17 protein-coding genes are annotated in these 13,261 nt (G+C 41.8%); 6 read left to right on the top strand and 11 right to left on the bottom strand.

Going from position 1 to position 13,261, the window contains the following annotated elements; all coding sequences use genetic code 11:
• Positions 1–336 precede the first annotated feature (336 nt).
• On the top strand, positions 337–1,527 hold the full coding sequence (locus OCV56_RS16505) for an OmpP1/FadL family transporter (protein WP_086713812.1): 1,191 nt from the start codon (positions 337–339) through the stop codon (positions 1,525–1,527).
• Positions 1,528–1,576: 49 nt separating this feature from the next.
• Here the strand turns inward: OCV56_RS16505 and OCV56_RS16500 are convergent, their stop codons facing one another.
• Positions 1,577–2,326 carry a hypothetical protein gene (locus tag OCV56_RS16500; RefSeq protein ID WP_086713811.1) on the bottom strand — a complete coding sequence of 250 codons (750 nt, stop codon included), beginning with the start codon at positions 2,324–2,326 and terminating at the stop codon, positions 1,577–1,579.
• Between the two features lie 138 nt (positions 2,327–2,464).
• Between OCV56_RS16500 and OCV56_RS16495 the strand changes: the two genes are divergently transcribed.
• The 3 genes from OCV56_RS16495 to OCV56_RS16485 all read left to right on the top strand — a co-directional run bounded on the left by OCV56_RS16495 (position 2,465) and on the right by OCV56_RS16485 (position 4,724).
• The gene (locus OCV56_RS16495; RefSeq protein ID WP_086713810.1) at positions 2,465–3,421 is read left to right on the top strand and encodes a LysR family transcriptional regulator; all 957 of its coding nucleotides are present in this window, start codon (positions 2,465–2,467) and stop codon (positions 3,419–3,421) included.
• 214 nt (positions 3,422–3,635) lie between these two features.
• Positions 3,636–4,289, top strand: a complete 654-nt coding sequence (locus OCV56_RS16490; RefSeq protein WP_086713809.1) for an OmpA family protein — start codon at positions 3,636–3,638, stop codon at positions 4,287–4,289.
• A 24-nt stretch (positions 4,290–4,313) separates the two neighbouring features.
• Positions 4,314–4,724, top strand: a complete 411-nt coding sequence (locus OCV56_RS16485) for a hypothetical protein (protein WP_086713808.1) — start codon at positions 4,314–4,316, stop codon at positions 4,722–4,724.
• A gap of 348 nt (positions 4,725–5,072) precedes the next feature.
• Here the strand turns inward: OCV56_RS16485 and OCV56_RS16480 are convergent, their stop codons facing one another.
• Positions 5,073–5,576 carry a GNAT family N-acetyltransferase gene (locus OCV56_RS16480; RefSeq protein WP_086713806.1) on the bottom strand — a complete coding sequence of 168 codons (504 nt, stop codon included), beginning with the start codon at positions 5,574–5,576 and terminating at the stop codon, positions 5,073–5,075.
• Between the two features lie 140 nt (positions 5,577–5,716).
• On the bottom strand, positions 5,717–6,700 hold the full coding sequence (locus OCV56_RS16475) for a DUF2860 family protein (protein WP_086713805.1): 984 nt from the start codon (positions 6,698–6,700) through the stop codon (positions 5,717–5,719).
• A gap of 203 nt (positions 6,701–6,903) precedes the next feature.
• Here OCV56_RS16475 and OCV56_RS16470 point away from each other — a divergent pair, with 203 nt between their 5' ends.
• On the top strand, positions 6,904–7,401 hold the full coding sequence (locus tag OCV56_RS16470) for a fasciclin domain-containing protein (RefSeq protein ID WP_086713804.1): 498 nt from the start codon (positions 6,904–6,906) through the stop codon (positions 7,399–7,401).
• Positions 7,402–7,514: 113 nt separating this feature from the next.
• On the opposite strand, the gene OCV56_RS16465 is transcribed toward OCV56_RS16470, so the two are convergent.
• From OCV56_RS16465 to OCV56_RS16430, 8 genes are all read right to left on the bottom strand, one after another.
• Positions 7,515–7,811, bottom strand: a complete 297-nt coding sequence (locus OCV56_RS16465; RefSeq protein ID WP_086713803.1) for a hypothetical protein — start codon at positions 7,809–7,811, stop codon at positions 7,515–7,517.
• Between the two features lie 140 nt (positions 7,812–7,951).
• Entirely contained in the window at positions 7,952–8,143 is a 192-nt protein-coding gene (locus OCV56_RS16460) for a hypothetical protein (protein WP_086713802.1), read from the bottom strand.
• A 167-nt stretch (positions 8,144–8,310) separates the two neighbouring features.
• Positions 8,311–8,781, bottom strand: a complete 471-nt coding sequence (locus OCV56_RS16455) for a GNAT family N-acetyltransferase (RefSeq protein ID WP_086713801.1) — start codon at positions 8,779–8,781, stop codon at positions 8,311–8,313.
• A 93-nt stretch (positions 8,782–8,874) separates the two neighbouring features.
• A complete protein-coding gene (locus OCV56_RS16450) occupies positions 8,875–9,093 on the bottom strand; it encodes a DUF7661 family protein (protein WP_061031062.1) in 219 nt (72 codons plus the stop codon).
• Between the two features lie 24 nt (positions 9,094–9,117).
• Entirely contained in the window at positions 9,118–9,432 is a 315-nt protein-coding gene (locus OCV56_RS16445; protein ID WP_086713800.1) for a cupin domain-containing protein, read from the bottom strand.
• Between the two features lie 50 nt (positions 9,433–9,482).
• Positions 9,483–9,986 (bottom strand): YgjV family protein, encoded by a 504-nt coding sequence (locus OCV56_RS16440; RefSeq protein WP_086713799.1) that lies wholly within the window; start codon positions 9,984–9,986, stop codon positions 9,483–9,485.
• Between the two features lie 105 nt (positions 9,987–10,091).
• Positions 10,092–10,889 carry a PhzF family phenazine biosynthesis protein gene (locus tag OCV56_RS16435; protein ID WP_086713798.1) on the bottom strand — a complete coding sequence of 266 codons (798 nt, stop codon included), beginning with the start codon at positions 10,887–10,889 and terminating at the stop codon, positions 10,092–10,094.
• Positions 10,890–11,184: 295 nt separating this feature from the next.
• Positions 11,185–11,835 carry a LysE family transporter gene (locus OCV56_RS16430; RefSeq protein WP_086713797.1) on the bottom strand — a complete coding sequence of 217 codons (651 nt, stop codon included), beginning with the start codon at positions 11,833–11,835 and terminating at the stop codon, positions 11,185–11,187.
• Positions 11,836–12,226: 391 nt separating this feature from the next.
• On the opposite strand from OCV56_RS16430, the gene OCV56_RS16425 reads away from it, so the two are divergent.
• Positions 12,227–13,258 (top strand): polyamine ABC transporter substrate-binding protein, encoded by a 1,032-nt coding sequence (locus OCV56_RS16425; RefSeq protein ID WP_086713796.1) that lies wholly within the window; start codon positions 12,227–12,229, stop codon positions 13,256–13,258.
• Positions 13,259–13,261 lie beyond the last annotated feature (3 nt).

Here is a 13,261-nt window from a genome sequence, read left to right as displayed (position 1 = left end):
AAAAAGAGCCAACTAATTCTACTGACCGTGTTCATTTATCTAGTAATGCGTTGCGCTTACTAGTCTCCTATCACTACTTATTCATATTGGAAACTCAGCTACATCAAGGATGATGTGTCTCCCCTATAGGCTGCTGAGTTTCCATCCTTCTTGAAATCCGACTACGCGAGCTAGCTTTAGGCTAATACTCGTATCTAATTCATATTATGTCGCGAATTTTGAACATCTGAAATTTATGCAATACGGAAAAAATACTGAATATCTCCAACCACTCCTTCCCTACACTATCTGCAGTTTATTAATCCATGCCCTCAAGGCTAACCTGCAGGAAAAAAAATGAAAAAAACTGCTCTCGCTTTACTTATCTTTTCAAATTTAGCCAATGCCAGCGGTCTATTACTCCAAGAAGCTGTCACTGCTAATGCTGGTACTGCAGGGGCTGGTGACGGTGTCTATACTGAAACGGCGACTGCTGGCTACACCAACCCCGCAACCATGAGCCACATGGGCGAACAAAAAACAACCATCAACACGATGGCACTGTATCTCCAAATGGACTATACCGATGCATCTAAAGATAGCAGCCTCCTAAATACCCCAGATGGCGATGCAAGTGCAGAGACTTTGATGCCATCGATTGGGATCTTCCATGTACGTCAAGTAACTGAAAGTGCACACGTCGGAATCAATTTTGGTGCGATTGGCGGCTCTTCTATTGAGTATGGTAATGACTGGGACGGCGCTAACCATTTGGATAAAGCGTTCATGTCGGCACTGCAGCTAAACCCAAATATCAGCTACCAACTAGATGGCAACTGGTCGATCGCAGCTGGTGTGCAAATAAACTACGGTTTAATTGAAGTTAGTACGACTGGCTTTGAGTCGGATATGGGTACCGATTGGGCGTTTGGGTACAATGCAGGAGCAATGTACAAAGCCGAGCAATGGGCTTTAGGTCTTAGTTACCGTTCGAAATTGATTCATGATTTTGATGACATCTCAGCCTCTCTGGTCAATGGTAGCAATGCGATTGTGGGTACTGAACTTGTTGTCCCAGCAATAACTGACATCAGCGCAAGCTACGACGTTAATGCTCAAGTAACTCTATTATCGTCCATTCAATTCCACCAATGGAGCGAATTCTCAGAGACTCCCGTCTACAACGACACACTAAATTCAGCCCCAGCTCTTCCACAAGCAATAGATCGTGACTGGGAAGATGTGTGGAAATTCGCAGTGGGCGTCGATTATCAACTTAACTCTGCCTGGGATCTTAAAGCTGGATTCTCTTACGAGACTTCCCCGCAGGATGACCCAACGAAGCAATGGGTCGACTTGCCTGTAGGTGAACAATACCGTTATTCAGTGGGGGCGAGTACATATTGGAACTCAACTCGTGTCGATATTTTCTATGAATACGCAGACTTTGGCACGATGGAAATTGACCGTTCCAGCAAGCCATATACTCAGATTCAAGGTGAATTTGAAGGAAGCATCCACTTCGTTGGTGCAAACTTCACTTTCTAATGTTGAACTTAAACGCTGAACTCTCAAGTTCAGCGTTTTGTTATCGATATTAGAAGCGGTAATCAATACCAACCGAGGCGGTCACTTCTTCTGAAGTTTCATCAATGCCGCGCTCATTTTGAACAGAAATTACGTCGTATTTAAATTCGAACATGATGTTGAAATCTTTGTCTTGAACCTTAGTTTTAATACCTTGCAGCCACATCAAATTAGCCACCTGCATTTCAGCACCACCGTAGGATGAGCCAAGATTAATATTGAATACAGAAAAGTGAGTATCGTTCCAAGGGTGTAATGCGTACATGTTAACAGAGCCCAAGTGCGCTTCTTCATTACCCTCTAAAGGTGCGCCTAGTCCGTTCAATGTTGAATAAGCATCACCACCATCGACATAGGTATAGTTCAATGAAGGGAAAAACAAAGTTCCATCTTCGCTGCCTAACGGTAGCATGTAACCCGTGGTATACATGTTAGCGGCGTCTTTCAATTGATAAACGTCAACATAGACACCACCAAAAGAATCAAAGTGAGCGGCTCTCAATCGTGCATTCTTAGACTGAGTGTAGTATTCAGCAAAACCAACGGTTTGAGAGATATCACTCGTGAGTCCTGAAGCACCTCCACCAGCTAGGAGTTTTAATTCACCTTCATCGTCAGAAAATACTGCGGCTCTTAAACTACTATTTCGAGGGTCAGCGTCATGATACTCATGAGTGTTTTGCTCCGCGATAACTGAAGTTGAAGCTAACACTAAAGCTGTACTTATTAGAGAAAGAGAAGCTATTTTAATATTTTTCATAATATATACCGAGACTGATACTTAAGAAGATGTCGTCACTATATTTATATGAAGTTCTCTTAGCTACTTATACAATAAATTAGCATTACTTATTCGATCGATTTTTTATTAAGCTAATAGAAACAAGTGAGTGTTTATATGTACAAAAAGTATAATGAACAAGTAAACCTAAACTACCTACGAGTCTTTGATGCTATTTATATTCACCGAAGCACAAAGTTAGCAGCTTCTGCTTTGGGTATTAGTCAGTCTGCGGTCAGCCAAACATTAGCTAAACTGCGCGATTATACAGGCGATAAGTTATTTTATTCAGCGAATGGTCAGCTACAGTCGACCCATAGAGCGGATGCTATTGGCTTAGGCTTAAATGAGCAACTCGATGCGCTCGACAATCGAATTTTTTCGGACATCTTTGAAGACCCAAGCAAATTCGATGGTGAACTCACAATCGCAGTTTCAAGCGTATTCCTTGAAGCGATTGCAACAGAGTTAACCAGCTCCGTTGTGTTTAACTCGTTCCCAAAAGCGAGATTGAACATTACGACTTGGACAGATAGAACATTCACCGACCTCCAAAATGGTGATGTGCATATCGGGTTGAACTTCGGCCCAATCGACACACCGAAGTCTATACGCTCTGTTGCTCTAACCTCAAGTGAACCCATTGTTATCATGCGAAAAGGCCACCCATGGTCAGATGAAAACTACAAATTAGAAAGCTTCACTAAATACGTAACTGGCGGGATTCTTGTTCCAGGACTCACTGACTTTAACGCGATACTTGAGCGTCGTTCTCCAGCGACTTTTAACTTTAAGTATCGTTCTGCCAGCATGTCTGTTTTAACATGCCTAGCGGAGCATTCAGACATTTTAGCCATTACAGAAACACTTTCTGCATCTATGTGTCCTAATACAATTGATTGCATCCAACCAACTTGGTTAAACGAGCTAGCGCCAGATCAAATGAGCCACTCGATTTACTACTTAGAACGAAACCACAATCACCCTTTATACAGATTCTGTATCAATATTGTACGAACTTCTCTACAAGAGAAATTAGACACATTAAAAATTAGAACCAAGATAAACAAATAGTCTTTGAGTATATTTACTGATTACAGAAACCAAATACAATGATAAAGAGCCCTCATCCTACTTTTAAAATCGATATTTATAAAAGTAGAATTTCAACCTTTAAATAGAGTTAATTGCAGTATTTTTTCTGATCATTATTTATATTAATACGATTAAGATAACACTCATAGGTATAACTAAATTTAGTCTCTCACTAATAAAGAGTATAAATTCGATGAAACGTGTAATCGTAACCCTCTCTATCGCTACTTTACTTTCAGGCTGCCAAGCCACTCAACGACAAAATGCAACTACTGGTGAAACCGAAACTAACTCCGCAACTAAAGGTGCTTTAGTGGGTATGTTAGCAGGTGCAGCAATTGGTGCTGCGACAGGCAACAGTTCTGACGCGTTGCGCGGTGCTGCTATTGGTGGTGTTGTCGGCGGCGGTGCTGGTTATTACATGGATAAGCAGGAACAAGCATTACGTGAGCAACTGGTAAGTTCAGGTGTACAAGTTAAACGCATCAATGAAAAGGAGCTTCAGTTGGTAATGGAGAATGGCATTGGTTTTGAGTCTGGGTCATACAACTTATCATCCAATATCTACCAAACGTTAAACAGCGTGGCTCTTGTTCTGGATGAATACCCTGATACGCGCTTGGATATTAAGGGATATACAGATAACTCAGGTAATGATTCAAGTAATCAAACACTCTCTGAACAACGTGCTGAATCTGTTGGTCGTTACCTTATTAATCAGAAGGTTGCCTCAGGCCGAGTGGTCACTCGAGGTTATGGTGAGCGTTACCCGGTTTGCGATAACAGCACAAAAGAAGGCAGAGCCTGTAATCGCCGTGTTGAAATCAATATTTTGGCTTTGAACTGATCGTCTGACTAAAGGTAACTTGATATGTTTTTTAACCGCTTCCTCAAACCTTTCTTAGTCATTGGTGGCTTGGTCACCATGTATGCTGGTATTTACGCAATCAACCCAGAAACTGCCTTACATGACATGAACAACCTACCCTATGATTCTAACTACGTGTTCTTATTCAGGCACTGGGGAATCATGGTTGGCTTAATGGGCTTTTTTATTGCAGCTTCAGCATACGTACGTCGTTGGAGAGAGTCGATTATCCTCTACTCATTCCTAGAAAAACTATTTATGGTGTACCTGTTCGTTTCTAACTTCCTTAACCCAGAAACGGCACACTTAAATGCAAGCTTCATCCCATTTGCAATAACGGATATCACCATCTGTACCTATACCATCGGCTATTGGTACGAAAACCATAAGCTTAGAAAGACAGTAAGTGCCTAGGACAAAAGCAAAAGCTATATTGCCATTGGTAGCGGTTTCATTTACATCGCTCGCAGACATAACAGTGATCCAAAGCAGCATAGTTTGTAACAAGGAGAGTGGGATCTTAGCGATAAAGGCGATGAAAGAGCGCAATGATATGCACGAATTACCAGATAGTTGTCGCCTGCTAAAATTTGAACTTAAGGGCAATATCGCTAGTGTAAACCACAGGCTATACGTTAAGGTCAAAACTCTATCGGGTGAAGAGTTTTTTACCTTAACTAAGTCAATTACGCACTGAATATATAAGCCGCTAGTCTCACCGGGCGGCTTAAAGTTTTTAACACATTATCGACTTACACGTCGTTAATTAGTTGCCAGATATTCAGGCTTTATTCTAGACATCAACAACATATCAATGTACTTGCCGTTTTTGAAGGTACTCAATCGCTTAGTGCCCTCTAACTGAAAGCCTACGCGTTCGTACAACGCAATCGCAGCGTGGTTATCGGCATGAACCTCTAACTCTAGGCGGACGAGGTTTAGCCAATTGTCCGCCTGATTGATGGCTTCTTGCATCAAAGCTTTGCCAACCCCTTGCCCGTGAACATCCGGATGAATGGCAATACCAAGGCCTGCGCAGTGCCGGTCCCTTACCTTAGTCGTCATAAACAAGGTAATGTGGCCTACGACTTTCTCGGACGATTCAGCAACTAAAGTAAAATGGCCTGAATGACCAAATAGCCGATCCACTTGGTCAGAACTGAGATATGGTTTTTGTGACGTGTTTTCTGAAACCGAAGGACGACGATAAATATCGAATAAATCTTGGCTATCCGTTGCTTCTAAATGTCTAATTTGTATATCCAAATCGCTTCCTTAATAAGTTCCAATGTGTCGTCTGAATTTCATATTACGGATAGCAGCAAGCACCTACAACCTCAAAAGGTGTAAGTGCCCGAAATAATAAACTTAACATGTAACTACACAGCTATGGTGATGGCTCTGCATTAAAATTTATAGTCGATGCCGACACTTGCTAATACCTGCTCAGAGTTATAAAAATCGATATTGGAATCAATGGTCCTTAGACCAAGTAATGTAATAAATGACCAATCTTTGTAACCCAATAACCCACCAAATTCATACGCTAAAAAGGCACCGTACTCGTTCTCTTCACGAGTTTTTCCATAGATTGGATTGGCTTCATCGTACTGACGATCATTCGCATCTAACGTAACAACAAAACCGTGACGGCCAATTCGCTTAGCGTAGTTCAACTCAATACCGTAGCTATCAAAACTGAGCGCTCGTCCTTCCGCGTCTGAATTAAAATACACCATGGAAGGAACCAACAGGCCAGCGTGGTTTGGCAATATGAAGCGATACCCAGCTTTCGCATACACATAGGTTCTTTCCCTATCTAAGAGCGCTGCATCTTCTGGAGGTAAGCTTTGACTCCCTGAAAACTCGTCATCAACATCAGACTCACCAATAGCGAAGTCAGTTTGGAAAGCGGTGCCTCCGATGTTTGTCAGTTGTAGACGTCCCACGTTACCCTTTACATCGGTTTCGTTTCGATTCACACCAACAGCGTAAGGATCCGACCAAGCCTTGCCGGAGATGAGTGTCGGTAACACGGAAACATCTAATATGGTACCGCCAGAGAGTTGATGTCGATAACCAATCTCAAAGGCAATGGTACCGGTCGCAATATCTTCTCGGGTGGTACCGGCATAAACTTGGTGAGTAAGGGATTCACCAAAGGTGTATTTAACGGTTCCGAGAAAACCAAGTAAACCTTGATTCTCACTGTCACCTTCCATCGTATTGGTTGCTTGATTTGAGTCTTGTTCGGTACTCAAATTACTGCTGTCAGAATAGAACCCAGCCAAAACACTAAAGTTACCACTAAAGCCCTCACTAGGAGCTAATCCACTGTACGCCGGCATAGAAATGGCCGCGGAAAGTACTACAGGTAAAACAGACCTCATATTCACATCCATTTATTGAATAATCACCCATTAAATATATGTACAAATTTTAAGTTACAACAAGTATCCAACCTTTCTACATCTCTACTTTATTGAGTATCAGGTACACAACAAAGCCTCCAGCGCGACGAAGATTTGATCTATCGTGCTTGGATTTTCGTAACAAGCATCGGAAATACCGGAAAAAATGAAAGGAACCCAATATGTTTATGAATTTGTATAGAAGCCTGTCACTGTTCGTCGCAACACTTCTTTTATCAACGGCTGTCCATGCTGATCATCTTGGTATGAAAAAAGACATCGTGGACGTGGCAGTAGAAAACGGCTCTTTCACAACGTTAGTGGCGACAGTAAAAGCGGCAGGATTAGTGGATACACTGAAAGGAGAAGGCCCTTATACTGTTTTTGCACCAACAGATGAAGCGTTTGCCGCTCTACCGGAAGGCACGGTAGACATGTTATTGAAGCCGGAAAATAAAGACAAACTGGTCGCAGTACTCACCTATCATGTGGTGCCAGGAAAAGTAATGGCTGAAGATGTGGTCAAACTAGACAGCGCAGTCACCGTACAGGGTGAGCCAGTCACAATTAGTACTGATCATGGTGCTGTGATGGTCAATAAAGCTCATGTCGTAACGGCAGACGTTAAGGCGAGCAACGGTGTGATACATGTCATTGACGCTGTACTGTTACCTAAGTAACAGACAACACAGTGGACGTAAAACATATTTAAGAGGTGTGACAATGTCACGCCTCTTGTCTATGCGAACAATAGATTTTGGCTTATTACTTTAGATATTAAGTGGATATTGGGTCATACAAACAGTCGGCCGAATATCAGGAACGCGGCCATAGACACCACTTTGGTAAACACCACCACCCAAATACAATCACCAATACTCGAATGCGTTGCCTTTCCAAGTAGGAATACGAACAGTATCAGTCCTAAAACCCAGCCTACTGTCGGTATCATAGAGACTAAAGATACGATAATCGCGATCGTTAGAAGAGACTTAAAATCCGCCACCACAAACGACATTTTAGATGCAATGTACATACAACATGCCGTGACTAGCGCATCCATAACAAATGCTAAAGCTTCGATTCCCACTTACTACCCTCACTCTTTTCAATCGAACCGAATAGTACATTGAAATTAAATAGGAAATCTTAAGGCAATAGTAAAAACATCATCAATATCTGTCCCACAATTGAGATTTAGAGGAGATTTTTGACAATCATTTTCGAGACTTATTCTTTGGCATTCTCATATTTATGGCCGAATAAACAAAGAAATGAATTGATGACAAAAGAAAAGAATGAAATAACGACAACAAAGAGCGGAAACACCCCAGAGACACCGGTTTGTAGGGCTAACACCCCAATTGCAAAAGAAAACATCGACACTAAGGTATATATTTTTAATCTACTCATATGACTCATGAACAACACTCCTTGTATTGATTCAGTCTTTAAGATTAGGACAAATTGGCTAGCACACAATTTGGACTCATCGACAATATCAATAGATCAGCAAAATTTACCCTTAAAAAGGTTTAATAATCCTTTTAGGCCTATCCCTCTTCACAATCTTCACTCTTAACGTAAGCCTACTGGTCGACAACCTTTTCCATCACGAAATTCGTTAGCGTTACTCCACGCATATCGACTTGCTGCTTATTCACTACTTTAAAGCCCATACGCTCATAGAAAGGCCTCGCTGTGATACTTACCTCTGAGAAGTATCTTGATACCCCACGAGTTTGCCCAATCGTGAACACATGCTCCATCAACGCTCGGCCAACACCTCGTCCCTGATATTCATGATGGCAAAAAAAATGGTCGACCAAACCACTTGGCTGTAGGTCAGTATAGCCAACGACATGACCATCTAACTCAGCGACAAAGGGCTTTAACCCGTCCATACGCTTTTGCCATAACGCAAAGTCAAAACCACTTGGTGCCCAAGCCTCAACTTGCTCTTGAGAATAATCTTGTATGTTCACATTGCGAACTGTGTAGAAAAAGATCTCCCAAAGCGCTTTAGCATCACTTTCTTGATAATTTCGAATTCTAACCACACTCTCTTCCTTTGGTCGCTTTTAGATTCTAACTATTGGATATAATCACGTATCAGTTAATACAGAGCTGTATTGGGACACTCACTGTTCCTGTTAAAGGATACGTGTCACTGATGGGTACTTTTCTGAAGCAAACTCATGATAAATATCCGCTAAATAACGCGCTAATTCTTCCTCTGCTAAATCAGAAGGTATGATCACATCATAAACTCGAGCTCGTATCGATGTTTCCGACTCTCGATAAAGTAGCCATTCTTCGTTTTGCCTCTGTACCGACATTCTCTGATGAAAAACCTGAAATTTTAGCCACATAAGCTCTTACTCCCTATCCGAAAATTAACGGTAAAACACCGCTAACCATATCGTGACAGAGTCTTTGTCCGTACCTAACACCTTGTGCTTTTCACCGGCGGGAATATTGAGGTAGTCCCCTTTAGACAAAGTAACAATGCGACCATCAGCAAATTCGATAACGCCTTGCCCCTCGAGCACCAGAACCCATTCATGCTCCTCTTGATCGTACCAACCCTCCTCAGGAGAACTGTGTCCATGTGAAAGTATCCTCTCTATCCGAATATTGTCATTCGCTATCAAGTCATTGAATATTTCATTGGGCATTGATGGAGGGATATCCGCGTAAATATTTGACATAAGCTCTCCTAATTTGTACTGAAACATGGGGATGATTGGCAGTGCGTATACTAAGCCGTGACATTCTTTCTGAAGTAAAAGCGATAGTAGCCAAGCAAGTTACTACCAATAAATAAGGCTTCCATAACAACCGCTGTTGGAGAGCCAACTAAGTAATTATGAACAAGCCAAAAACTGGTGCCGATGATCATTAGCTCTCGAAGTCTACGGTCATCCTTGTTAAAAGCAGCAAATGTTTGGAACATTGATGCACAGCAACTCAATACGCTGGTTAACCCTGAGAAAGTAAAGGCTGTCGCAATGACAGACAGTGAACAAAACAGATATTTGAATTTAGATGATGTAGAAAACACACTCGTTAAATAACGAATAGTCGCAATAATCATCAAGCATGCTGCAGTCCACTGTTCTAGCAGAATAAAGTGACTTGAAATCAGTACACCTGCGAAAAATAGGCAGGTTACGATCTTCTTCCTCTCCTTAAATTGGAAAGACATAAGGTCAAAGCAAATCGCAATGGCGACTAAAACTTGAGACAAATAAAAAGCTGACACTGTGATTCCTTTTACAATATTCGGACGGGTTAAATTCAACCTCTCGACATGAAACCGCAGTTCACATCAACAACCTAGCCCCCACCTTTCTAAACTACAAGTCCATTAAATTTTTAGCAGACCGCTAATCACTGTTTTGGCTGAGCCCACTAACTTTATTCGACCATTAGCTAATAGTTCAGTCGACACATAGCCCCCGCGGCGAGAAGCTTGGTATGCACGAAAACACGATTTGTCGAGTTTATCAGCCCAATATTGCGTTAAAGCGCAATGTGCCGAGCCAGTAACAGGATCCTCATTGTTCCCGACCCAAGGGGCAAAATAACGAGAAACAAAATCAAGATCTGCACTTGATGATAGAGACGTCACTAGCACACCTCTGCCTGCCATTGTTTTTAAAGCATCAAAATTCGGTGACAGCTCCAAGAGCACTTGCTCATTAGCTACCTCGATAAACTGCTTAGTATCAAATTCCATGAATGACACTACTTGGTCTTGCGCTATGCCCAAATGCTCTAAGAGAGCTAAGTCAGGTTCTGCACTCAATAACTGAGTGCCCGGGAAATCAAGCTCGATAGTTGATTCACAAACTGTGGCAGTTAACTCCCCAGACAAAGTATTAAAAACGACTTTGTTGCCAACCTTGGCTAACCCCTGCTCTTTCATCACATGCACAGTAGCCAGTGTGCCGTGACCACACAACTTTACTTCCACTTCTGGCGTAAACCACTTCAGCGTCATGGTATCCAGCGCGAGGAAAGCCGTCTCAGGTACCGCCATCTCTTCAGCAATAGATAACATCAACGACTCATCTAGTAACTCTTGAGAAATGCAGACACCTGCAGGGTTGCCTTTGAAAGCTTGGGTAGTGAACGAATCCACTTGGTATATTTCTAAATCCACAATGATTCCTACCTCGAGTACGGGTTAAATATTGCTGACTACAATAAGCACAAATACATCGTGCGACAAGTATTTAGCGGCAACATTATTAATGCTTATTTAAGAAGTCGGGAATGATAAACAAAGAGTGATGAAAAGAGTTATCAGGTTCAACAGAAGGTTGAATATAAGGCTAAAACAACCTTTGAGACTTGGCTAACTCTGATAGGAAAATTAACAAGCACACGTTCGTGGCAAATAAGCGTCGTATCGTGCCACAAACGTGAGTTTAATGAATAATTAGACGCGACTAAATCTATTGACGAACCAGAGCAGATTTCACAATGGTTAGCCCCAGTAAGCCTAGCATTACCCCTGTCACCTTATCAATGTAATAGGCTGCACGCGTAAATTCTCGTCGAACTTTAGGTGCCGATAAAAGGAAGATGATCGCTGCATCCCAGATAAACACAACCATTGTCATCCAAATTCCCAACCCCAATTTAAACATAAAACCGACATCATTGTTTAGAACAACAGTGAATAGGCTCAAATAGAACAACAGGTTTTTAGGATTTAGAATTCCCGATAGAAAACCAGTCACGAATTCTTTTGCGAAAGTAGTTTGACTGGAAATATCTGTATCTGACACATCAATGCTACTGTAATTACACTTTTTTGCTCTTATGGCTTGAACAGCTAAGTACACAAGAAACAAACCGCCAATTATTTTTAACGCGATCATGACTGAAACCGAAGCCGCCAAGATAGAACCGACTCCAATGAGACACAAACCAATATAAACCGCGTTCGCACTGGCGATACCTAATGCAACACCCAACGCTTTTTTACCTTTATTTCGAACCGCACTTTTTACCACGATGACAAAATCAGGCCCTGGACTTAACAGTGCCAAGAAATGAGCAATTGCCACAGTAATGAAAATACCGAGTAAACCTGCATCCATAAACCAACCTCCTTGTTGCTTAATTAATGCCTGATTATTGCATAAATATAAGAAAACATGCGCAAGTAGTTGAGCAATAGTGTGCTTATTCCAAAGTAATCAGAGAGACTACTCATTTTCATCCGTCCAATTCAGGAAAATATGAATTCAATTGGGAAATTGGAGCCATTCAATGAGTACTTTTTATATTTTGATAGCTAAAGCTAGGTATTTCCCTGATTTAACTTGTGATCCTGTGCCCAACACTCATTTTTCGTTTTCATTGGTTTGCAGAAAGTTGGTATTTGTATGCAATGCATGGGGTTGAAGTAAAATTAGAGGCCTAAATTTGAACTATGTCTCAAAATTTAGGCTACGATTTAGTTAGTCACGGTACGAAAGGAATCGGTCAGTGAAGACATTCTATGTTTCAGTTGTTGCGTCATCATGCTTTTTAACTGGCACAACGTTTGGCCAACAGAATGATATTTACCTCTACAATTGGGATGAGTTTTTATCTGACAGTGTCATTACCCAGTTAAGTGATACCTACGGCATCTCACTAAAGCAACAATTCTTCTCGGATGAATCAATCAGAGATGAAGTTCTGTTAAGCGAACGTCGAGGCGCTTTTGAGCTGGTCATTGTCGAAAGCGTAAAACTTAAGGCATTAGCCAAACAAAATCTGTTCCATAACCTTAGTGACTTACAACAATCCATTGAAAGCAATTTTGATCCCAGATGGGCAGATGGATGTGGTGAGTATGGCATTCCTTACGCTTGGGGAACATCCGGTATCCTATACCGTAGTGATAAAGTCTCCACCCCAGAGTCTTGGATGGCGATTCTTGAACCCAACTCAAAAGTAAGTGGCCGTATAAGTATGTACTATGACCCCACCGACTTGGTGAGCACTGCATTATTGGTCAATCGATTTGATCCATTTACCAATAACGAACAAGAACTTCGTGTTGCGTATAAAACGCTACAATTGCAAAAACCACACCTTGAAAGCAACGAGTATGTCATCGACCACATCCACCAGCTGGAGCGTCTAGCCAATATCGACCTCGCCTACGGATATTCAGGTGACAGCTATGTACTTAATGATGCTGAACCTGAAGCATCTTGGGCCTACACAGTGCCTCAAGAAGGAACAACCTTATGGTTAGAATGTATGGCTGCAATTAACAACGGAGAGCTATCTCCACAGGCAACTACGATTCTCTCCTTTTTATCGCAACCCGAAATCGCCGCTCAAAATGCAATGGATTCATGGTTTGCAACGCCAAGTTCAAAAGCAAAAGCACTGACTTCTCAGGAGTATCAAAACGATCCCGAGCTTTTCCCAAGTAAAGCAGTATTAGATCGCAGCTACCTTTATCAGCCGTTAGAACCAAGTAGTATTCAAATTCGCAATCGTATTGTCGACAGTTTGAGATAACGC

This window comes from Vibrio gigantis (genome assembly GCF_024347515.1).
GTDB lineage: Bacteria > Pseudomonadota > Gammaproteobacteria > Enterobacterales > Vibrionaceae > Vibrio > Vibrio gigantis.
Note: the sequence above shows the minus strand (reverse complement) of the source record. Positions and strands in the feature narration are given on the sequence as shown.

Excerpts from the sequence above, each read along its gene's own strand:
- OCV56_RS16505 (WP_086713812.1), top strand. The coding sequence starts at position 337 with ATGAAAAAAACTGCTCTCGCTTTACTTATCTTTTCAAATTTAGCCAAT.
- OCV56_RS16500 (WP_086713811.1), bottom strand. The coding sequence starts at position 2,326 with ATGAAAAATATTAAAATAGCTTCTCTTTCTCTAATAAGTACAGCTTTA.
- OCV56_RS16495 (WP_086713810.1), top strand. The coding sequence starts at position 2,465 with ATGTACAAAAAGTATAATGAACAAGTAAACCTAAACTACCTACGAGTC.
- OCV56_RS16490 (WP_086713809.1), top strand. The coding sequence starts at position 3,636 with ATGAAACGTGTAATCGTAACCCTCTCTATCGCTACTTTACTTTCAGGC.
- OCV56_RS16485 (WP_086713808.1), top strand. The coding sequence starts at position 4,314 with ATGTTTTTTAACCGCTTCCTCAAACCTTTCTTAGTCATTGGTGGCTTG.
- OCV56_RS16475 (WP_086713805.1), bottom strand. The coding sequence starts at position 6,700 with ATGAGGTCTGTTTTACCTGTAGTACTTTCCGCGGCCATTTCTATGCCG.
- OCV56_RS16470 (WP_086713804.1), top strand. The coding sequence starts at position 6,904 with ATGTTTATGAATTTGTATAGAAGCCTGTCACTGTTCGTCGCAACACTT.
- OCV56_RS16460 (WP_086713802.1), bottom strand. The coding sequence starts at position 8,143 with ATGAGTCATATGAGTAGATTAAAAATATATACCTTAGTGTCGATGTTT.
- OCV56_RS16450 (WP_061031062.1), bottom strand. The coding sequence starts at position 9,093 with ATGTGGCTAAAATTTCAGGTTTTTCATCAGAGAATGTCGGTACAGAGG.
- OCV56_RS16445 (WP_086713800.1), bottom strand. The coding sequence starts at position 9,432 with ATGTCAAATATTTACGCGGATATCCCTCCATCAATGCCCAATGAAATA.
- OCV56_RS16430 (WP_086713797.1), bottom strand. The coding sequence starts at position 11,835 with ATGGATGCAGGTTTACTCGGTATTTTCATTACTGTGGCAATTGCTCAT.